At 32.2% G+C, this 21,860-nt stretch carries 24 protein-coding genes; 18 read left to right on the top strand and 6 right to left on the bottom strand.

Translation table 11 applies throughout. The features are described from left to right. The first annotated feature begins 86 nt into the window (after positions 1 to 86). Positions 87 to 524 carry a bacilliredoxin BrxB gene (gene brxB, locus IDG63_RS09270; RefSeq protein WP_000367419.1) on the top strand — a complete coding sequence of 146 codons (438 nt, stop codon included), beginning with the start codon at positions 87 to 89 and terminating at the stop codon, positions 522 to 524. A 13-nt stretch (positions 525 to 537) separates the two neighbouring features. Then, positions 538 to 1,518: an aromatic acid exporter family protein gene (locus IDG63_RS09265; protein ID WP_000916195.1), complete on the top strand. Its 981-nt coding sequence runs from the start codon at positions 538 to 540 to the stop codon at positions 1,516 to 1,518. A gap of 126 nt (positions 1,519 to 1,644) precedes the next feature. Here IDG63_RS09265 and prli42 read toward each other — a convergent pair whose 3' ends face one another. After that, entirely contained in the window at positions 1,645 to 1,824 is a 180-nt protein-coding gene (gene prli42 / locus IDG63_RS09260) for a stressosome-associated protein Prli42 (RefSeq protein WP_001789875.1), read from the bottom strand. A 262-nt stretch (positions 1,825 to 2,086) separates the two neighbouring features. Here prli42 and IDG63_RS09255 point away from each other — a divergent pair, with 262 nt between their 5' ends. The 7 genes from IDG63_RS09255 to IDG63_RS09225 all read left to right on the top strand — a co-directional run bounded on the left by IDG63_RS09255 (position 2,087) and on the right by IDG63_RS09225 (position 9,943). Next, the gene (locus tag IDG63_RS09255) at positions 2,087 to 3,220 is read left to right on the top strand and encodes a tripeptidase T (RefSeq protein WP_000606681.1); all 1,134 of its coding nucleotides are present in this window, start codon (positions 2,087 to 2,089) and stop codon (positions 3,218 to 3,220) included. A gap of 67 nt (positions 3,221 to 3,287) precedes the next feature. Continuing rightward, entirely contained in the window at positions 3,288 to 4,694 is a 1,407-nt protein-coding gene (gene gndA / locus IDG63_RS09250; protein ID WP_000193707.1) for an NADP-dependent phosphogluconate dehydrogenase, read from the top strand. A gap of 315 nt (positions 4,695 to 5,009) precedes the next feature. After that, positions 5,010 to 6,227 carry an MFS transporter gene (locus IDG63_RS09245; protein ID WP_000122710.1) on the top strand — a complete coding sequence of 406 codons (1,218 nt, stop codon included), beginning with the start codon at positions 5,010 to 5,012 and terminating at the stop codon, positions 6,225 to 6,227. 466 nt (positions 6,228 to 6,693) lie between these two features. Continuing rightward, positions 6,694 to 7,065 (top strand): VOC family protein, encoded by a 372-nt coding sequence (locus tag IDG63_RS09240; RefSeq protein ID WP_000413425.1) that lies wholly within the window; start codon positions 6,694 to 6,696, stop codon positions 7,063 to 7,065. Next, entirely contained in the window at positions 7,004 to 7,258 is a 255-nt protein-coding gene (locus IDG63_RS09235) for a hypothetical protein (protein ID WP_001792107.1), read from the top strand. Before IDG63_RS09240 ends, IDG63_RS09235 begins: the two co-directional genes overlap by 62 nt. Continuing rightward, on the top strand, positions 7,259 to 8,278 hold the full coding sequence (locus tag IDG63_RS09230) for a LacI family DNA-binding transcriptional regulator (protein WP_000256320.1): 1,020 nt from the start codon (positions 7,259 to 7,261) through the stop codon (positions 8,276 to 8,278). A gap of 15 nt (positions 8,279 to 8,293) precedes the next feature. Beyond that, positions 8,294 to 9,943 (top strand): glycoside hydrolase family 13 protein, encoded by a 1,650-nt coding sequence (locus IDG63_RS09225; protein WP_001041928.1) that lies wholly within the window; start codon positions 8,294 to 8,296, stop codon positions 9,941 to 9,943. Between the two features lie 81 nt (positions 9,944 to 10,024). Here the strand turns inward: IDG63_RS09225 and IDG63_RS09220 are convergent, their stop codons facing one another. Beyond that, positions 10,025 to 10,891 (bottom strand): AraC family transcriptional regulator, encoded by an 867-nt coding sequence (locus IDG63_RS09220; RefSeq protein ID WP_000382586.1) that lies wholly within the window; start codon positions 10,889 to 10,891, stop codon positions 10,025 to 10,027. Between the two features lie 229 nt (positions 10,892 to 11,120). Next, positions 11,121 to 12,605 (bottom strand): glucose-6-phosphate dehydrogenase, encoded by a 1,485-nt coding sequence (gene zwf, locus IDG63_RS09215; protein ID WP_000105070.1) that lies wholly within the window; start codon positions 12,603 to 12,605, stop codon positions 11,121 to 11,123. Between the two features lie 312 nt (positions 12,606 to 12,917). Between zwf and rnz the strand changes: the two genes are divergently transcribed. Beyond that, positions 12,918 to 13,838 (top strand): ribonuclease Z, encoded by a 921-nt coding sequence (gene rnz, locus IDG63_RS09210; protein ID WP_000454066.1) that lies wholly within the window; start codon positions 12,918 to 12,920, stop codon positions 13,836 to 13,838. A gap of 109 nt (positions 13,839 to 13,947) precedes the next feature. Here rnz and proC read toward each other — a convergent pair whose 3' ends face one another. Then, positions 13,948 to 14,760, bottom strand: a complete 813-nt coding sequence (gene proC / locus IDG63_RS09205; protein WP_000779750.1) for a pyrroline-5-carboxylate reductase — start codon at positions 14,758 to 14,760, stop codon at positions 13,948 to 13,950. A 141-nt stretch (positions 14,761 to 14,901) separates the two neighbouring features. On the opposite strand from proC, the gene IDG63_RS09200 reads away from it, so the two are divergent. Then, on the top strand, positions 14,902 to 15,657 hold the full coding sequence (locus tag IDG63_RS09200) for an SDR family NAD(P)-dependent oxidoreductase (RefSeq protein ID WP_000678235.1): 756 nt from the start codon (positions 14,902 to 14,904) through the stop codon (positions 15,655 to 15,657). Positions 15,658 to 15,672: 15 nt separating this feature from the next. Continuing rightward, positions 15,673 to 15,921 carry a hypothetical protein gene (locus IDG63_RS09195; RefSeq protein WP_000995804.1) on the top strand — a complete coding sequence of 83 codons (249 nt, stop codon included), beginning with the start codon at positions 15,673 to 15,675 and terminating at the stop codon, positions 15,919 to 15,921. Between the two features lie 215 nt (positions 15,922 to 16,136). Here IDG63_RS09195 and IDG63_RS09190 read toward each other — a convergent pair whose 3' ends face one another. Beyond that, complete coding sequence (locus tag IDG63_RS09190) at positions 16,137 to 17,045, bottom strand: aldo/keto reductase (RefSeq protein ID WP_086095942.1); 909 nt, start codon at positions 17,043 to 17,045, stop codon at positions 16,137 to 16,139. An 81-nt stretch (positions 17,046 to 17,126) separates the two neighbouring features. Here IDG63_RS09190 and IDG63_RS09185 point away from each other — a divergent pair, with 81 nt between their 5' ends. The 3 genes from IDG63_RS09185 to xerD all read left to right on the top strand — a co-directional run bounded on the left by IDG63_RS09185 (position 17,127) and on the right by xerD (position 19,159). Continuing rightward, a complete protein-coding gene (locus IDG63_RS09185) occupies positions 17,127 to 17,669 on the top strand; it encodes an NUDIX hydrolase (protein ID WP_000365246.1) in 543 nt (180 codons plus the stop codon). Positions 17,670 to 17,773: 104 nt separating this feature from the next. Beyond that, positions 17,774 to 18,223 (top strand): ferric iron uptake transcriptional regulator, encoded by a 450-nt coding sequence (gene fur, locus IDG63_RS09180; protein WP_000392691.1) that lies wholly within the window; start codon positions 17,774 to 17,776, stop codon positions 18,221 to 18,223. A 48-nt stretch (positions 18,224 to 18,271) separates the two neighbouring features. Then, positions 18,272 to 19,159, top strand: a complete 888-nt coding sequence (gene xerD / locus IDG63_RS09175) for a site-specific tyrosine recombinase XerD (RefSeq protein ID WP_000447733.1) — start codon at positions 18,272 to 18,274, stop codon at positions 19,157 to 19,159. A gap of 77 nt (positions 19,160 to 19,236) precedes the next feature. Here the strand turns inward: xerD and IDG63_RS09170 are convergent, their stop codons facing one another. Further along, positions 19,237 to 19,743, bottom strand: a complete 507-nt coding sequence (locus IDG63_RS09170; protein WP_001183429.1) for a DUF309 domain-containing protein — start codon at positions 19,741 to 19,743, stop codon at positions 19,237 to 19,239. Between the two features lie 91 nt (positions 19,744 to 19,834). On the opposite strand from IDG63_RS09170, the gene IDG63_RS09165 reads away from it, so the two are divergent. The 3 genes from IDG63_RS09165 to IDG63_RS09155 are packed head-to-tail and all read left to right on the top strand — an operon-like array spanning position 19,835 to position 21,831. Beyond that, positions 19,835 to 20,566: a segregation and condensation protein A gene (locus IDG63_RS09165; RefSeq protein ID WP_000273371.1), complete on the top strand. Its 732-nt coding sequence runs from the start codon at positions 19,835 to 19,837 to the stop codon at positions 20,564 to 20,566. Further along, complete coding sequence (gene scpB / locus IDG63_RS09160; RefSeq protein WP_000368654.1) at positions 20,559 to 21,101, top strand: SMC-Scp complex subunit ScpB; 543 nt, start codon at positions 20,559 to 20,561, stop codon at positions 21,099 to 21,101. The genes IDG63_RS09165 and scpB overlap by 8 nt, the downstream gene beginning before the upstream one ends. Next, entirely contained in the window at positions 21,094 to 21,831 is a 738-nt protein-coding gene (locus IDG63_RS09155; RefSeq protein ID WP_000159577.1) for a pseudouridine synthase, read from the top strand. The genes scpB and IDG63_RS09155 overlap by 8 nt, the downstream gene beginning before the upstream one ends. Positions 21,832 to 21,860: the final 29 nt, after the last annotated feature.

Genomic DNA, 21,860 nt, shown 5'->3' with positions numbered 1-21,860 from the left:
GTGATTCAGATTAGTTTATTGAACAATATGTTATTAATTAGTAGAATGAGGATAGTTTAAATATAAAGGGATAGGTGATTGAACTTATGGACATGAATTTCGATTTATACATGAACGGTGTTGTAGAACAAGCAAGGAATGAAATTGAATCTGCGGGATATGAGCAATTAACTACTGCAGAAGATGTTGACAAAGTTCTTAAACAAGATGGTACAACACTAGTTATGATCAATTCTGTATGTGGTTGTGCAGGTGGTATCGCAAGACCAGCAGCATCACATGCTTTACATTATGACGTATTACCTGATCGTCTAGTGACAGTATTTGCTGGACAAGATAAAGAAGCGACACAAAGAGCGCGTGAATACTTCGAAGGTTATGCGCCTTCAAGTCCGTCATTTGCATTAGTAAAAGATGGAAAGATTACAGAAATGATTGAAAGACATCAAATCGAAGGTCATGATGTGATGAACGTAATTAATCAATTACAAACATTATTCAATAAATATTGTGAAGAAAGATAAGAGGCGCTAACCCATGTTAAAGTTAAATCCTTACAAGATTGGATTTAGAACAATAAAAACAGCAGTGGGTATGACTTTAGGTGTAATTATTAGTAAGCTGTTAGGTTTAGATAATTATGCTTCAAGCGCCATATTAGTCGTATTATGTATTAAACATACAAAAGTACATTCGCTACAAGCGATTATTTCAAGATTAGTATCATGTTTTTTAGTATTGTTTTTAGGTTCAGCAATATTTAGTTTATTAGGTCAGAGTCCAATTGTACTCGGTATTATCGTATTGTTATTTATACCATTAACTGTCGTATTAAAAGTACAAGAAGGTGTCATTACGAGTTGCGTTATATTACTTCATGTTTTTAATGCAAAATCAATTGATGCACATTTAATTGTTAATGAAACATTATTACTGTTAATTGGACTAAGCATTGCATTTACAATGAATTTAATGATGCCAAGTTTAGACAAACAACTAGACGAATACAAATGTAAAATTGAGCAACAAATTGCTGATATTTTTAGTAAATATAGTTATATTTGTGAAAAATATGAAGATACCATTGCGATTGAATTTGAAGTGTTACTTTTAAATATTAAAAAGGCGAAGTCTATCGCGTTCCGAGATGTTAAAAATCATTTTGTTAGAAACGAAAATTCATATTATCATTATTTTGATATGCGAGAAGAGCAAGTGGAATTGTTAATGAGAATGAAACCGCTCATCGAAAGTATCTGTCATAAAGATCCGCTTTTAAATGATGTTGCGTCACTGCTGAAAGAAATTGGTCTAAATGTGAATAGTAATGACTATACAGCAATGCGTTTACACAATTTGTATGAGACGCGTTTGAAATTGGATGAACTGCCATTGCCAACAACACACAAAGCGCTTAACTCGAGAGCAAGTATTATTCAAATATTAAATGAATTAGAAGAATATTTACAAATCAAATCGCAATTTGGTTCATTGAAAATGCATAGTGAAGTAGCTTAAAAAATAATCCATCCGTATGACCCATGTTTGAAAGTAATCGTTGCAATACGATAACTTATTAATACATGCGTTTATAACGGATGGATTTTTAATTGTATGATTTTGTATAGGTAGTTGAGATATAGTTTATAAAATTGGAATGATACTCGTTAATAACAATGCTAATACAACTGATACAAGCATAACGATAATGATAATTCTTAAAACTTTATTTTGCATTTTGTGTGCCTCCAAATGAATAACCTTTGTATTAATAATTACGACATAAGATATAAAACTTTTAACTTGAGACGATATAACTAGCAATCATCATTAAGGAATATAATAAAAAACATGAGTAAGTTTGCTTATGTCATTTTCCTCATTATACGATATCTTTGAAAAATCAATCAATATATTTTTGACAAAGCTTAGTTTGAGTTACAATAAATATATATAATAAATTGAAAATAATATGACACAATTTACAAGCCTGATAAATCTGTGTAACGTCAATTAAAGTAACATTTTATTTCATCAATTTTTACCGTTTGGCGTACATGAAAATTTTGATAAAAGGGGTTCCATTATGATTAATGAGCAAAGATTACTTAATACGTTTTTAGAACTTGTAAAAATCGATTCTGAGACAGGGAATGAATCAACAATCCAACCTATTTTAAAAGAAAAATTCATAGCATTAGGGTTAGATGTTAAAGAAGATGAAGCGGCTAAACATCCTAAATTAGGTGCCAATAATCTAGTGTGTACAATGAATAGTACTATCGAAGAAGGCGAAGTACCTAAATTATATTTGACGAGCCATATGGATACTGTTGTACCCGCAATTAATGTAAAGCCAATTGTAAAAGATGACGGCTACATATACTCTGATGGTACGACTATACTAGGTGCAGATGATAAAGCAGGATTAGCAGCGATGCTTGAAGTTTTGCAAGTGATAAAGGAACAACAAATCCCACATGGACAAATTCAATTTGTGATTACTGTTGGGGAAGAATCAGGTTTAATTGGTGCTAAAGAATTAAATTCAGAGTTGTTGGACGCGGACTTTGGTTATGCTATTGATGCAAGTGCTGATGTCGGCACTACGGTTGTAGGTGCACCGACGCAAATGTTAATTTCAGCTAAAATTTTTGGCAAAACGGCTCATGCAAGTACGCCAAAAGAGGGTGTTAGTGCTATTAATATTGCGGCGAAAGCAATTAGTCGAATGAAATTAGGACAAGTTGATGAAATAACTACTGCCAATATTGGTAAGTTTCATGGCGGTTCAGCTACGAATATTGTTGCAGATGAAGTCATCTTAGAAGCAGAGGCACGTTCTCACGATCCAGAAAGAATAAAAACACAAGTCAAACATATGACTGATGTGTTTGAAACTACTGCATCAGAATTAGGTGGGAAAGCAGTAGTTACAGTGGAGCAAAGTTATCCAGGATTTAAAATTAATGATAATGAAACGGTTGTTAAAATTGCACAAGAAAGTGCTCGTAATTTAGGATTATCTGCAAATACAATTATTTCTGGTGGCGGTTCAGACGGCAGTATTATTAATACATTTGGTATTCCTTCAGTCATTTTAGGAGTGGGTTATGAAAAAATCCATACAACAAATGAGAGAATGCCGATTAAATCATTGAACTTGCTTGCAAGTCAAGTGTTAGAAATAATCAAAATAGTTGCGCGACAATCGAAATGATTTAGTGTAGTGTATGTCTATTTTGTGATACAATACTAATGAAAAATCAACAAGTGAGGTAAGTAATATGACACAACAAATTGGAGTTATTGGTTTAGCCGTTATGGGTAAAAACCTAGCTTGGAATATTGAATCACGCGGATATAGTGTATCTGTATTTAACCGCTCAAGTGAAAAAACTGATTTAATGGTTGAAGAATCAAAAGGGAAAAATATTCATCCAACGTACTCATTGGAAGAATTTGTTAATTCTTTAGAAAAACCACGTAAAATTTTATTAATGGTTCAAGCAGGTAAAGCTACGGATGCAACGATTGATAGTTTGTTACCTTTATTAGATGATGGAGATATTTTAATTGATGGTGGTAATACAAACTATCAAGATACTATCAGACGTAATAAAGCATTAGCACAAAGTGCAATCAACTTTATTGGTATGGGCGTTTCTGGTGGTGAAATTGGAGCGTTAACTGGTCCGTCATTAATGCCGGGTGGACAAGAAGAAGCTTATAACAAAGTTGCAGATATTCTTGATGCAATTGCTGCAAAGGCAAAAGACGGTGCTTCATGTGTTACTTATATTGGACCAAATGGTGCTGGACACTATGTGAAAATGGTACATAATGGTATTGAATATGCTGACATGCAATTAATTGCAGAAAGTTATGCTATGATGAAAGAATTATTAGGCATGTCTCATGAAGACATTGCTCAAACGTTCAAAGACTGGAATGCTGGTGAATTAGAAAGTTATTTAATTGAAATCACTGGTGATATTTTCATGAAGTTAGATGAAAATAAAGAAGCATTAGTTGAAAAAATTCTTGATACAGCAGGTCAAAAAGGTACAGGAAAATGGACTTCAATTAACGCATTAGAATTAGGTATTCCATTAACAATCATCACTGAATCTGTATTTGCACGTTTTATCTCTTCAATCAAAGAAGAGCGCGTAAATGCTTCTAAAGAATTAAATGGTCCAAAAGCATCATTTGATGGTGACAAGAAAGACTTTTTAGAAAAAATTCGTAAAGCATTATATATGAGTAAAATTTGTTCTTATGCACAAGGTTTCGCGCAAATGCGTAAAGCTAGTGAAGATAATGAATGGAATTTAAAACTTGGTGATTTAGCTATGATTTGGAGAGAAGGTTGCATTATCCGTGCACAATTCTTACAAAAGATCAAAGATGCTTACGATAATAATCCAGGATTACAAAACTTATTGCTAGATCCTTACTTTAAAAACATCGTTACTGAATATCAAGATGCGTTACGTGATGTTGTCGCAACTGGTGTTCAAAATGGTGTACCAACACCTGGTTTCTCATCAAGTATTAATTACTATGATAGTTACCGTGCTGCTGATTTACCTGCAAACTTAATTCAAGCACAACGTGACTACTTCGGTGCTCACACGTACGAAAGAAAAGATAAAGAAGGCGTATTCCATACACAATGGATTGAAGAATAATATTGACCATTGAGCCTGAGACCTTATGAATTTAGGTAATGTTAAAGAGACAATTTCTATTATTTATTTGATAGAAATTGTCTCTTTCCTTATGTATTTATCGAAATTTTCTACGCATGATATATTCAATGATTTTCTTTCTCTTGTCAAATTAAAATTTTCAACTTTTATAAATTAACGATATCTATCCTCATAGAATTTGTCCGTTTAAGTGTAGACGTTTTACTTACATACTATTAAGATAGCATTAGTAAATAATTTTAATATTTCGATAAATAGATTACGTTTTATTATTTGATGAATAAGAGGGATAGAATGTCATATACTTCTGTATTGTTTAATAAGAACTTTACTTTTTATTTAATAGGGATAGCTTTTTCTAACATGGGCAGTGCTTTTACTACGTTTGTTTTTCCATTAATGATTTTAAAGCTTACTGGATCTGCATTTCAAGTTGGCATAGTTTCTGCACTAAGTTTTATACCTTATGCAATTTTAGGATTGCCAGCTGGTGCTTTAATTGACAGATTGAATAAGAAGACCATAATGAAATGTGCTGATATAATTAGGTTCGTTTCATATTTAAGTATACCAGTATTAAGTTTTTTCAATATGTTAAGCATCTTTCAAATTTATGTAGTTGCAATCATTTCAGGTATTGGATTAGTATTTCACAGTATTTCTGAGGTTTCGATAATCCCAAGTATTGTAAAAGAAGAAGATTTGGCGAGCGCAAACAGTTATATATACGCTACTCAAAATGTTTCGGAATTTTTGGGCCCTATAATTGGAGGTTTACTTTATACATATATGGGATATTCAATATTGATTTTTATAGATTCTATGACTTTTTTACTCTCATTTTTCAGTTTGATATTAATTAAAATTGAAACAAAGAGTATATTCAATCAAGAAAAGTTGAGTGGAAAAAATTTTTTGAGCGATGTTAAAGTTGGATTTGATTATCTATTATCTAATTCAACTATTAGAGTAATGGCTGTTGTTGTAAGTTTATCCAATCTAATTATCTCACCTTATTATATTTATATAGTAATGTTTGTAAAGGAAGACATGAATCAATCATCTCAAGCATTGGGGTTAGTTTTAGGTATCTCATCATTAGGTGCGCTAATCGGTTCATTATCTGCAAGTTTTCTCTTGAAATTATTTAATTTCGGAAAACTAATTGTAATTATATTATTTTTAGATACAATTTTTAGATTAATGTTACCATTTAGTACTTATATTTTTATACTCATCCCACTTTTAGGGTTGACATATATGACACAATCCATTTTAAATATAGCGATAATCACACTGAGGCAAAAGAAATGTTCAGAAAATATGTTAGGACGTGTTAATAGTGTTTTTAAAACAATGGTTTTTGCATTCAGACCTATAGGCCTTTTTTTAGGCGGTATATTACTTGAAAATAAAGGTGGATTTTATGCACTTACGATCAGTGCTGTGTTATTTATACCATTAGTGTTATATATACTGAAAAATAGATTTTATCAAGTTGAAGAATATTAAGAAGAAAATTAATAAAAATGGCTGCTATGTCAAATTGGACTGATGAATTCAATATAGGAAGTTAGGCAACTAAACATTGTATAACTTTCTTTTTAGTTATTGGAGCTTAAAGTTTTGAACATAATAATATTCGATTGCGCAAATGATTGTAACTTCCATAATCAAATGATGTACGTTTAATTAATTTTATTATGTTAGTTATACATTCTAATGGACAATGTGAGCTACACCCAGTTAAGTTGACATAGAAAATACGAAAACTTTGAACGAAGTATTTCATTGATATATGTCCCAGACGACATGTTTGATTAATGAAGTTCTATGTGGCTACAAAATTTTAAAAATTACACAAGCAATATCTATTACCTTAAAAGCATCCCGCCATATTTTTAAGCATTTTGTGAAGTAATAAAATATTTACTGTGTTATGATAGCATGTACTATAGAGAAATAGAGGTATTAACTTATGGAAAAGTTAAATCAAGTTATGTTATATGTTGATGATGTTGACAAAGCGAAAGCATTTTGGACAGAAACTTTAGAATTTGTTGTTGTAAGTGAAACACCGTTAGCTGAGGACTATGTTGCAGTTGAAGTATCACCTACGAAAGATGCTGAAACGTCATTGACGATTATGGCAAAAGAATTTATTGAAAAGCATAGTCCAGAGGTGAACCTAGGAACACCATCTTTAATGTTTAAAGAGAAAAACTTTGATGCATTATACTCAAAATTAAATGATTTAGGTTTAACTGGGCATGATATAGTAGAAATGGATGGTCAACGTGTATTTAATTTCCAAGATGGACAAGGTAATTATTTTGCAGTTAGTGACTAAACAATCGATTTTAATATTTATACAAACCTTTATATTGATTTTCGGATTGAATTTCAGTATGAAGGTTTTATTTTTATCGTTTTATGCAATCGTTTGCACAAATCTTTTGACTTTTTTAGAAAGAGTGACTAAACTGTTATTATATAGAGGTTGGAAGCGTTTTCCAATGCAGAAATTAACAGGAGGTGATTAAATGGTTACGATTAAAGATGTTGCACTAAAAGCCGGTGTTTCTCCTTCGACAGTTTCAAGAGTTATAAAAGGAAATAAACGTATTAGCGAAGCGACAATTTCAAAAGTGAAGAAAGTTATGGAAGAATTGAATTATTTTCCTAATACCGCTGCTAGAACTTTAATTACAAACCAAACATATAAAATTGGTTTAGTGTTAAAAGGGTCTGAGGAGCCTATTCGACTGAATCCATTCTACATCAATGTATTGCTAGGAATTTCTGAAACGTGTAACCAGCATGGCTATGGTACACAAACGACAGTCTCAAATAATATGAATGATTTAATGGATGAAGTTTATAAAATGATTAAACAACGAATGGTTGATGCGTTTATACTGCTTTATTCAAAAGAAAATGATCCAATTAAACAAATGTTAATTGATGAAAGCATGCCATTTATTGTGATTGGTAAGCCTACATCGGATATAGATCATCAATTTACACACATAGATAATGATAATATATTAGCTTCTGAAAATTTGACACGACATGTTATTGAACAAGGTGTAGATGAATTAATATTTATTACAGAAAAAGGAAATTTTGAAGTTTCAAAAGATAGAATTCAAGGATTTGAAACGGTTGCATCACAATTTAATCTGGATTATCAAATTATTGAGACTAGTAATGAAAGAAAAGTTATTTTTAATTACATGCAAAATCTACATACGCGCTTGAAGGACCCAAATATTAAACAGGCAATCATTTCGTTAGATGCTATGTTACATTTAGCGATTTTAAGTGTCCTATATGAACTTAATATTGAAATTCCGAAAGATGTAATGACAGCAACGTTCAATGATTCTTATTTAACCGAAATTGCGTCACCACCTCAAACCAGTATTGACATCAAGCCTCGAATGTTAGGTCAACAAGCCGGGTCTGCTATTTTAGAGATATTAAAAAATAAAGCACAGGATGTTATTGAACTCGTCATTATAGATACAGAATTAAAAATAAGAAAATCAACACAGCGATAGCAAAGGAGTTTTAAAATGAATAAGCAATGGTGGAAAGAAGCAGTAGCATATCAAGTATATCCAAGAAGTTTTAATGATAGTAATCACGATGGTATTGGGGATTTACCTGGAATGATTGATAAATTGGACTACTTAAAAGATTTAGGTATCGATGTCATTTGGCTCAGTCCAATGTTTAAATCACCTAATGATGACAATGGTTATGATATTAGTGACTACCAAGAGATTATGGATGAATTTGGAACGATGGAAGACTTTGATCGTTTATTAAAAGGTGTTCATGATAGAGGCATGAAGCTTATTTTAGATTTAGTTGTAAATCATACATCTGATGAACATCCTTGGTTTATAGAATCTAAATCTAGTAAAGACAATCCCAAACGTGATTGGTATATTTGGCAAGATCCAAAGCCAGATGGCTCTGAACCTAACAACTGGGAAAGTATCTTTAATGGATCTACATGGGAATATGATGCTAATACTGAGCAATATTATTTCCATTTATTCAGTAAAAAACAACCTGATTTGAATTGGGGTAATCCAGAAGTTAGAGATGCTGTATTTGAAATGATGAACTGGTGGTTTGATAAAGGCATTGATGGATTTAGAGTAGATGCAATTACGCATATTAAGAAGACGTTTGAAGCGGGTGACTTACCTGTACCTGAGGGTAAAACATATGCCCCAGCATTTGATGTAGATATGAATCAGCCAGGTATACAAACTTGGTTACAAGAGATGAAAGATCGCTCATTAAGTAAGTATGACATTATGACTGTCGGTGAAGCGAATGGTGTAAGCCCTGATGATGCTGATGACTGGGTCGGGGAAGAAAATGGTAAATTTAATATGATATTCCAATTTGAACATTTGGGACTGTGGAATAGTGGTGATTCTCACTTTGATGTAAATTCGTATAAATCTGTATTAAATAGATGGCAAAAACAACTTGAAAATAAAGGTTGGAATGCGTTGTTTATTGAAAATCACGACCAACCACGACGTGTATCGACGTGGGGTGACGATGACAAGTATTGGTATGAATCAGCAACAAGTCATGCAGCTGTTTATTTCTTGCAACAAGGTACGCCATTCATTTATCAAGGTCAAGAAATTGGTATGACGAATTATCCATTTGAAAGTATTGAAACGTTTAACGATGTTGCTGTTAAAAATGACTATCAAATAGTGAAAGCTCAAGGTGGAGATGTAGACGCTTTACTTGCGAAATATAAAGATGAGAACCGAGATAATTCTCGCACACCAATGCAATGGGATGATACGTTAAATGGAGGATTTACAAATGGTGAACCGTGGTTCCCAGTGAATCCGAATTATAAAACTATCAATGTTGCACAACAATTAGAAGATGAGCATTCAGTATTACAATTTTATAAAGATTTAATTCAATTAAGAAAGTCTAATGATGTATACGTATATGGTCAATTTGATTTAGTAGATGCTGAAAATTCACAAGTTTTTGCGTACACGAGAACATTAAATGAAAAGCAAGTTCTTATTGTAGGTAATCTTACTAACCACGAAGCAGAATTAACTGTACCATTTGATTTAAGCCATGGAGAAGTAAAGCTATTTAATTATGATGCCAAAGTTAATTTAAAACAGTTACGTCCATATGAAGCATGTGTTATCGAACTAAATTAACATATTAATATGCCCCCTAATAGAATCTAAGGCCATTTGTAGACCTATAGATATATTAGGGGGCTTCTTTGTTTTTAATTTTTAATCTTCGTCATAAGGACTCTGTTTAACAGGAATCCAAAGCTGAATTTTAGTGAATGGGTCATTAAATGAAATATCGAGAGGGTACACTTCAACATATAAATCATTTCGTTCATATGGCAATGTTAACTGCAAACTTGATTCAATATAGTACCAAGCTTCATTAGTTGCATAATCAATTTCACCTTGTAAATTGAATTTCGCACAATGTTTGCCAGGTAAAAATCGGCTTTCTAAGTGTGCAGGATAACGTTCACTTGGTACACCTACAAATATTTCTAAACCATTTTCAAGAGGACAACTAATAACAAATAGTTCAAATGGACTAACGTCATTATATCGTCGTAACTCTTTAATTTTACCATCAATGAGCAAGTCTTCTAAAAAATCCGGAACATTAAAAGGATGTGACAAATACTTAGTGTCTATAAATCGTGCATATCCAACCAATGAAATATCATCTGTCTCTTCTAATCTGTATGGATAGGGTGTTCTCTCAGTAGTTGATAATTTGATATATAATCGCTCTTGAATTTGTAATTCATCTTTTTTAGTAGAAGCTTGAATAGGTGATACGCCGTGAAAATCACTAAAATCATTTGCAAAATCATTTGAATTTGCATAGTGATATTTTTTAGCGATATCTACAAGTCGTGTAGCACCATTAATCACATCATTTGCAGCGAGTGTCATTTTACGCGCGCGTGCATAAGCTTCTGGAGATAAGCCGACAATCATTTTAAATGATTGATCAAGATGGTATGGCGAAAGACCAACGTAATCACTTAATTCTTGCAAATTGAAAGGCTCTAATAAACGATCTTCAATATAAACAATTGCCTGTTGTATTTGCTTGATAACGTCCAAAACTTTCACTCCAATTAATTCAATCATTTATTTTTATTCTACATTATTTCTATAAATTATACACCCATTTGTTCAATGATTATTAAAATAGTTTTGGGCATTGTAAAATATAATTTCATAATATAGTCTAGAAAAAAAGCGAATGATAGAACAATTGATTTACTTGATTCGTAATCAATCCTTGTCATTCGCTCATTTATTTTTGTTTAACATGTGCGTTTTAATTCAATTATTGAATATCGTCCCACCAATGGTTACCATCACGAGCAAGTAGTAAATCACTTTCTAATGGACCATTAGTACCTGATTCATAGTTAGGGAATTCTGGATCAACCATATTCCATTCATCTTGAATTGCATCAACAAATTTCCATGTTGATTTTAATTCTTCCCAGTGCGTGAAGTTAGTGGCATCACCTTTAAGACAATCGAATAATAGATTTTCATATGCATCTACAGTATTCATTTTATCTTGAGCGCTCATTGAATAAGACAATTGAACAGGTTCAGTTTCGATACCTTGTGTATTTTTCTTAGCATTTAGATGTAAAGATACACCTTCATTAGGTTGGATATTGATTACTAATAGGTTTGAATCTAATAGTTTATCAGTTTCATAGTATAAGTTCATTGGTACTTCTTTAAATTCAACGACAACTTGAATTGTTTTAGATTTCATACGTTTACCAGTACGAATATAGAATGGTACACCAGCCCATCTAAAGTTATCAATTGTTAATTTACCTGAAACAAAGGTAGGTGTGTTAGAGTCATCTGCAACGCGATCTTCATCACGGTATGCTTTAACTTGTTTACCATCGATATAGCCTTCGCCATATTGACCACGAACAAAGTTCTTTTTAACATCTTCAGATTGGAAATGACGCAGTGATTTAAGTACTTTTACTTTCTCAGCACGGATATCTTCACTATTTAAACTAATAGGTGCTTCCATAGCTAATAATGCAACCATTTGTAACATGTGGTTTTGCACCATATCTTTTAGCGCGCCACTTGATTCATAATAACCACCACGATCTTCAACACCTAGTATTTCAGATGATGTAACTTGGATGTTTGAAATATATTTGTTATTCCATAATGGTTCAAACATCGCATTCGCAAAACGTAATACCTCGATATTTTGAACCATGTCTTTTCCTAAATAGTGGTCAATACGATAAATTTCTTCTTCTTTAAATGATTTACGAATTTGATTGTTTAATGCTTCGGCTGATTTTAAATCACTACCGAATGGTTTTTCGATAACAAGGCGTTTAAATCCTTTTGTATCAGTAAGACCAGAAGATTTTAGATAATCAGAAATAACGCCAAAGAATTGTGGTGCCATTGCTAAATAGAATAGTCGATTACCTTTTAATTCAAATTGGCTATCTAATTCATTACTAAAATCTAGTAATTCTTGATAGCTTTCTTCATTACTAACATCATGTCTATGATAGAAGACATGTTCCATAAACGCGTCAATTTTGTTTGTATCTTTTACGTGCTTTTGAATTGATGATTTTACTTGATTACGGAAATCATCATTAGTAATGTCACGACGTCCAATACCGATGATGGCAATATGTTCATCTAAATTGTCTTGTTGGTAGAGATGGAATATTGATGGAAACAACTTACGATGGCTTAAGTCACCAGTTGCACCAAAGATTGTGATTAAACAAGGGATGTGTTTGTTTTTAGTACTCAAGATTAAAACCTCAATTCTTAATTAGATATATGATTTATTATTATAAGATAATCCATTCAGCAGGTCATTCAATATGCTCGACAGTATGCAGTGTCTTAAATGAAATATCGATTCATGTATCATGTTTAATGTGATACTTATTAATGATAAGTATAACGTAATTATCAAAATTTATATAGTTTTGTCTACGTTAAAGTTAGAAAAATTAACTAGCAAAGACGAATTTTTAACAGATTTTGATTCAAGTATAAATTAAAACTAAATTGATACAAATTTTATGATAAAATGAATTGAAGAAAAGGAGGGGCATATATGGAAGTTACATTTTTTGGAACGAGTGCAGGTTTGCCTACAAAAGAGAGAAATACACAAGCAATCGCCTTAAATTTAGAACCATATTCCAATTCCATATGGCTTTTCGACGTTGGTGAAGGTACACAGCACCAAATTTTACATCATGCAATTAAATTAGGAAAAGTGACACATATATTTATTACTCATATGCATGGCGATCATATTTTTGGTTTGCCAGGATTACTTTCTAGTCGTTCTTTTCAGGGCGGTGAACAGAAGCCGCTTACATTGGTTGGACCAAAAGGAATTAAAGCATATGTGGAAATGTCTATGAATTTATCAGAGTCACATTTAAACTATCCAATTACATATATTGAAATCGATGATCATCTGACATATCATCATGATGGTTTTACTGTAGAGGCGCATTTACTTAATCATGGTATTCCATCATATGGATATAGAGTAATGGCACCTGAAACTACAGGTACAATCAATGTTGAAGCGTTAAAAAACATTGGTCTTGAACCAGGTCCTAAATATCAAGAAGTAAAATCTCATGATACATTTGAACATAATGGTCAAGTTTATCAATCAAAAGATTTTAGAGGTGAGTCCAAACAGGGTCCAGTTGTAGCAATTTTTGGTGATACAAAACCATGTTCTAATGAACGTGTGATTTCTAGAGATGCTGATGTGATGGTACATGAAGCGACCTATATAGATGGTGAAAAGCATTTAGCCAACAATTATCATCATAGCCATATTGAAGACGTATTTGCATTGATAAAAGAAGCCAATGTTAAACGTACGTTGATTACACATTTGAGCAATCGCTATAATACAGAAGATATAAATGAAATTTATCAAACATTGATACAAAATAAAGATACACCTAATTTTAATTTTGTAAAAGATTTTGATAGTTTTAAAATCTAATGACAAAGTAATAAACAATGCTTGCCAAATAGTAATAATTTATAAAAATAACCCGTCAAACACAATGCTTGCGATGATGCATACATGTGTTGGCGGGTTTGTTTTTATATTAATCTTCAATATTTGATAATTCAATGCTTCGTTCTACGGCAGCATTTAGACAATCTTCGAAAATAGATACTAAATCATATTGTGACAATGTATCAAGGCCAGCTTGTGTCGTACCACCTTTAGAGGTAATATTTTTTCTTAATTGAGCCATGCTCAAATCTGAACGTTCAATCATCTTACTTGTACCTATAATAAGGTTGCGTATAGATTCTTCAACTTGTTCTTTTTCTAGACCAAGTTTCGTACCAGCTTTAACGTATTGCTCGAATACATGATATAAAAATGCTGGGCCGCTTCCGGTGATAGCTGTTACTTGATGTAAATGATCTTCTGATACTTCAATTACAGAACCAAATGCTTTAACTAAATCGTTAATTTCATCTTTAGATTTAGGGTCAAAGTTGTTTGAAAAACTAATGCCAGTAACAGAGTGTCCGACTTGCGCATTTGTGTTTGGCATAATTCTAGCAACTGGATTTTGGCATTCTAATTGTTGTTTAATATAATCAATCGGAATACCTGCCATAATTGAAATGAAGCAATTGTCTTTTGTGATATGTGGTTTGATGCGTGTTGCTAGAGCATCAAAGTCATGCGGTTTGGTACCTAAAAAAACATAATCTGCATCTTTTAATAATGTCGCATCATCATAACTATAGTTAACACCTAGTTTTTCAGCGAATGCTTTTAAAGCTTGTTCATTAGATTTATTTGTTAAATATATATCATTGGCATCTAAGTTGCTTGAGTTAATAATTCCTGTAAATATAGCTTGTGCCATATTACCAGCTCCATAAAATACGAGTTTCATTAACGTCACATCCCTTTAGTTTTTGATTTGTATGTTATATTTTCTTATTATTGTATATATATTAGGAAAGACAATCAACTTGTCTCAATTATGTAAAGTTGATAAATTGCATTCTATATAATTGAAAAGGAAGGTTAATTGATGAAAGGACAACATTTTATAGTGACTGGTGGTACGAGTGGTTTAGGTTTATCGATTGTCCGAAAGTTACTAGAAAATAAAGTGCATGTAACGTTGTTGGTGCGTGATGTTGATAAAGCAACTAGAATCTTTGAACAGGAATTGGGAAAAACTATAAATGTTATTCCTTGTGACTTAAATGATATGAAATCGATACAGGCACTGCAATTTGAAGACAATACATCATTCGATGGATTCATTTATAGTGCAGGTTTAGGTTATTTCAAATCTATTTCAGACCATAGTTTTTCAGAAATGATTGAAACGTATCAGCTTAATTTAATTAGTTTTAATGTTTTATATACTGTGTTGAGACCATATTTAACATCTAACGCACATATTGTAGGTATTTCAAGTCAAGCTGCATTTTCCACTCAAGCAAATGCTGCACATTATGGGGCATCGAAAGCAGGGTTTTATGCATTAATGAATGCTTTAAGACTAGAGTCACCAAACTTACATATCATGACAGTTAATGTTGGCCCGATTGATACACCTTTTCATCAAAAAGCCGACCCATCAATGAAGTATGCTAAAAAGATGGGGAAAATTATGCTTGATGCTAACCAGCTTGCAGAAGATATCATTTATGGCATTAAAACAAAACAATTAGAAATTAATCGGCCTAAATGGATTCACCATGCGTTGAAAATGTATCAAATTGCGCCTAGATTTTTTGAACGATGTTTTCCTAAATTATTTAAAAATAAAGCATAAATAGGTGGGATGGCAATGAACTGTCAATCGGAGAGTGTGGTAAGACTTTGTGTACGATATGCGGAACAACTATCAGTGTTTGAAGAATTTACAGTGCTGGATATTTTAGGCGATATTTCTGTAGACCAAATTTCAGACAGTACATTATATTATACTTGTGAAAAATTCAAACTACTTGTGTTGCAAAGAAATGTGCTGGGTGTACAAATAATAACTAATAATGATGAATCAACATGCGAAGTGAAATATAGAAAGATGTTTTAATAAAATTATTAAAAGATGAAGTGGCAGAAGTTTGCTTAAGGCACTGCCGCAGGGCGTAATTACTAAATACTGATGCGTGAGGACGACTCTTTAATTTCTATCATAAGTGAGTAATCTTAATCATAAATTATAGCGAATTGTACATAAACAACAGCAGTAAGGCATTTTTATAATGAAACGCCTCATGCCGCTGTTTTTATTACTGAAAATGACTTCTACACTAAATGGTTGGTATATTCCAAATCCTTTACACAAGCTCTTGCTGTTTTAATCTGATCTAAACTAACTTTAGTATGATAGTTTTCAATATTTTCTTTTAATTGGTCGACCCTACTTGCACCTACAATGATGGAACCAAGCACGTCATGTGATGTTAAATAACTAAATGTCAATGCAGATAAATTACTTTCAATTTCTTTAATAGAGGCTATTGTTTCACCCAATTCATCATGAGAATAATCAAAAATACCATCTTTAAATTTATTGTCGAGCACATTAACACTGTTTGAAGTTAATAATCCTTTAGACACAGGTCCTCTTGCCAATACTTTAACATCATTGGTGTGGATTGCATCTAATAATGATTCTGGACGATTATCAATCAAATTGAATTGAGACATTATCGTTTCGATTTGACTATGTTTTAAATAATAATCAATTACATTTGGGCGAATAGAAGAAATACCGTAAGCACGTATAATTCCTTCTTGTTTCAATTCATCAAATGCGCTTATTGTTTCGTCTAATGGGTCATCAATGGTTCCGCCATGAAGTTGATATAAATCGATATGATCGATACCTAAACGCTTTAGTGAACCTTTAACTGCCTCTTTAATATAGGATTTACTCGGATCCCATGTTGTACTGCCATCTTTTGTTAAACGATTGCCTACTTTTGTACCAATGACAATATCATCGCGTTGTTGATATTTAAGAAGTGCCTTACCAACAACTGATTCATTTATACCTTTATCGTACATGTCTGCTGTATCAAAATAAGTGATACCATTTTCAACAGCACAATCTATAATTTGTTCGGCTTTTTTTAAATCTGTACCTAAACTCATGCAACCTAGACCTAATTCAGATAATGCAATACCACTTTTTAATATATTTTTTTGCATGTCTATTCTCCTTTCGATACACTTTAGCTAACAAGCATAGTGTATCAATATATAATATGAATTTAAAGGAACGTGATTATAATGGATTTAAATGAAAAAACAATTGATCGAACAGTTATTTATAATGGCAAAATTGTAGATGTAGAAATTCATACAGTGACATTACCAAACGGTGAAACGTCAACAAGAGAATTAGTTTATCATAATGGTGCAGTTGCTGTTTGTGCAGTGACACCTAAAAAAGAAGTCGTATTAGTGAAACAGTATCGTAAACCAGTAGAAAAACCATTGCTAGAAATTCCAGCTGGTAAATTAGAAGATGATGAAGATAGAGTCGAAGCGGCAAAACGTGAATTAGAAGAAGAAACAGGATATATTGCCAAAGAGTTAACACATGTTGTAGATATGTATGGTTCACCAGGTTTTTGCGATGAACAATTATCAATATATTTTACGGATAATTTAGAAGAAGGTACAGTTCACTTAGATGAAGATGAATTTGTCGAAGTCATTAAAGTTCCGATTGAGAATGTTAAATCGATGCTAATGAATAAAGAAATAGAAGATGCGAAGACTATCATTGCATTGCAACACCTATTATTAAATTATAATCATTCTAAATAACAAATGAGAAAAGCTTGCATTTTATTGAGAAAACTGTTAGTTTTAATTGTGAAGTTTGAAATAATTTGTAATGATTTTAATTATTAGTAGGGGAGTGGACATCGTTGGAAGAACGATTAAATCGCGTTAAGCAACAATTACAACAATCATCATATAAGCTAACGCCACAACGCGAAGCTACTGTTAGAGTTCTAATTGAAAATGAAAAAGATCATCTAAGTGCTGAAGACGTATATCTGAAAGTAAAAGATAAAGCGCCTGAAATTGGCTTGGCGACAGTATACAGAACGTTAGAGTTGTTAGCTGAACTAAAAGTTGTCGACAAAATTAACTTTGGTGATGGCGTCGCTCGTTTTGATTTAAGAAAAGAAGGCGCAAAACATTTCCACCATCATTTAGTATGTATGGAATGTGGTCGTGTAGATGAAATCGATGAAGATTTGTTACCAGAAGTTGAAAATCGAGTTGAAAATGAGTTCAATTTTAAAATTTTAGATCATCGTTTAACTTTCCATGGTGTGTGTGAAACGTGCCAAGCTAAAGGTAAAGGATAGTAAATTGCGTAGGTTAAATTAACCTTCGCTTTTTTTAGAGGTGTGGTTATGGAAACAATTATTGAAGAATATTTGCGTTTTATACAAATTGAAAAAGGACTAAGTTCTAACACAATTGGTGCTTATAGACGTGATTTGAAAAAGTATCAAGATTATATGACTGAACATCATATCTCGCATATTGATTTTATAGATCGACAATTAATTCAAGAGTGTTTGGGGCATTTAATAGACCAAGGGCAATCTGCTAAATCTATTGCGCGATTTATTTCAACAATCCGTAGTTTTCATCAATTTGCTATAAGAGAAAAATATGCGGCGAAAGATCCAACGGTATTATTAGATTCACCAAAATATGACAAAAAATTGCCTGACGTTTTAAATGTTGACGAAGTGTTGGCTTTATTAGAAACGCCAGATTTAAATAAAATTAATGGATATCGTGATCGTACGATGTTAGAACTTCTGTACGCAACGGGAATGCGTGTATCTGAATTGATACATTTAGAGTTAGAAAACGTGAACTTAATAATGGGATTTGTACGCGTATTTGGTAAAGGCGATAAAGAAAGAATTGTACCATTAGGCGACGCAGTCATTGAGTACTTAACTACTTATATTGAAACGATTAGACCGCAACTTTTAAAAAAGACTGTTACTGAAGTCTTATTTTTAAATATGCATGGTAAACCTTTATCACGACAAGCAATATGGAAAATGATTAAACAAAATGGTGTAAAGGCAAACATTAAAAAGACGTTAACGCCACATACGTTACGCCACTCTTTTGCGACACATTTATTGGAAAATGGCGCAGATTTAAGAGCAGTGCAAGAGATGTTAGGTCACTCTGACATATCTACTACCCAACTCTATACACATGTTTCGAAATCTCAAATTAGAAAAATGTATAACCAATTTCATCCTAGAGCATAAAGTGAACAATAACTCAAAAGTCACAATACACATGACTAAAAATGTCTGTGCTATTGTGGCTTTTTTAAATTGGTTGATTAATTACGTCTATGTTTTCTTAATTGAATCGCTTCTTCTTTTGCTGCAATCACTTCTGAACGATCACGGCGCATGTGATGGTCTACAATAAAAGGATCTGTTGCTGTTTCCTGATTATAATCATAGTCTGGATAATTGGCCTTGATGATGCGTTCAAAGACTGGAGTTATTGGTAATATAACAGATGAAAAAGGCTTTGCTGCATTCAATTTTGCAATCTGTTGCTCAATTAACAACTGATAATCATTTAAATTAAGGTATAACGCATCTCTATCTTTAGCATTTTGTATTATTTCTTTAGATTTATTAAAAGACTTATAGGCGCCTTTTAAATTATTGCGGCGATAATGGTAACAAGCAGTTGCAAACAAGATTAAACTAACAACTGCATCTTGCTTACTGTAGTTATTTTCAGCTTTCCATGCATCTTCTAAAATGTCATGACATAGGAAATAATGTTGCTTAGTATGAAATTGATAATAGAAATTTATCAGTGCCTGTTGCATTTTGTTATCACCCCAATTTAAAAGTAAGTTATTTTCATGCTATAATATTTTAGAGAATTATGCACATATGACGCAATACGAGGTAGATATTATGTATGAAGTTAAATTAGATGCTTTCAATGGACCATTAGATTTATTGCTGCATCTTATCCAAAAATTTGAAATAGATATTTATGATATTCCTATGCAAGCATTAACAGAGCAGTATATGCAGTACGTTCATGCAATGAAACAGCTTGAAATTAATATTGCAAGTGAATACCTAGTATTAGCGTCAGAACTCTTAATGATTAAAAGTAAGATGCTATTACCACAATCAACATCAGATATGGATGTTGATGATGACCCACGGGAAGATTTAGTTGGGCGTTTAATAGAATATCAAAATTATAAAGAATATACTGCTATTTTAAATGACATGAAAGAAGAAAGAGATTTTTATTTTACAAAAAGACCGACAGATTTATCTCATTTGGAAACAGATGAATCTTGGGATCCAAATCATACGATTGATTTAACTGAATTAATTGTAGCTTATCAAAGAGTTAAAAATAGAGTTGAGTTAAATACACCTAAATCTGTTGAAATCCGAAAAGAGACATTTACCATTCAACAAGCTACAGAACAAGTGACATCGAGATTGAAAGATAAAGATCATTTTAACTTCTTTAGTCTGTTTACGTTTTCTGAGCCAATTGAACAAGTAGTCACTCACTTTTTAGCTATTTTAGAGATGTCAAAAGCAGGAATTATTAATATTGAGCAACAACGTAATTTTGAAGATATTAACATTATTAGAGGAGTGAACTACCATTTTGGATAATCATGGTATATTAGAGTCGCTTTTATTTACAGCTGGCGATGAAGGTTTAGATGAAAAACAACTATTAGAAATATTAGATATGTCGAAAGACCAACTCGTTGAATTAATTGAAAATTATTCATCACATGGATTAATGATACAACGATTTGGAATGACGTATGTTTTAACGACTAAAAAAGAAGCGGCAACGTATATTGAACAATTAATTGAACAAAAGTCACAAATGAAATTAACACAAGCAGCAATGGAAGTACTATCAATTATTGCTTATAACCAGCCATTATCAAGAAGTGATATTGAATTAATTCGTAGTATCAATTCAGATGGTGCAGTTAAGACATTGATTGCCAAAGGACTAGTTGAGGCTAAAGTGGTTAATGAACAGCGTAGCCAACAGTTAATTACTACTGATTTATTTTTAAATGTATTTGGTATTTCCAATATAGAAGATTTGCCGACAACTGAAGAAGACGATGAAGAAATGGATGCTTTTTTCAGTAATCTAGTCAATCAAAAAGGAGAAAATAATGACTAAAGAATTAGAACGATTACAAAAACGTATAGCTAATAGCGGTTATACTTCAAGACGTAAGGCAGAAACTTTAATTTCTGAAGGAAAAGTGAAAGTGAATGGTACGACTGTCACTGAATTAGGAACAAAAGTGAAGCCATCAGATACGATTGAAGTTGAAGGTATTAAAATAGAACTAGAAGACAAAATTTACATTTTATTCCATAAACCAACTCAAGTGATAACAAGTGTATCTGATGATAGAGGACGTACAGTGGTTACAGATTACTTTAAAGATATAGAAGCACGTATTTATCCTGTTGGTCGTTTAGACTATGATACTTCTGGATTGTTATTACTCACAAATGATGGTGAATTTACTAATTTAATGACACATCCAAGATATCAAATTAAGAAAAAATATGTTGCGAAATTAAAAGGTTATTTAATGAGAGAAGAAGTGAAAGCGCTAGAAAAAGGTATTGAATTAGAAGATGGTATGACGCAACCGGCTGAAGTGAAAGTTAAGAAACAAGATAAAGATAAAAACACAACATTGGTTGAAATTACAATTACAGAAGGTCGTAATCGCCAAGTCAGAAGAATGTTCGAACATTTTGGTCATCAAGTGACGAAACTGTCTCGTATTGAATATGGGCCTTTAAATGTTGTCGGTTTGAATGCTGGTGAAGGACGTGTATTGACGCCTCATGAAGTAAAAGTGATGCGTCATTTAGCAGAACATGGGAAATAATTAAATAAAATATGTATTTATCACAAAGT

Source organism: Staphylococcus sp. EG-SA-14 (genome assembly GCF_017151935.1).
Taxonomy (GTDB): Bacteria; Bacillota; Bacilli; order Staphylococcales; family Staphylococcaceae; genus Staphylococcus; species Staphylococcus aureus.
Note: the sequence above shows the minus strand (reverse complement) of the source record. Positions and strands in the feature narration are given on the sequence as shown.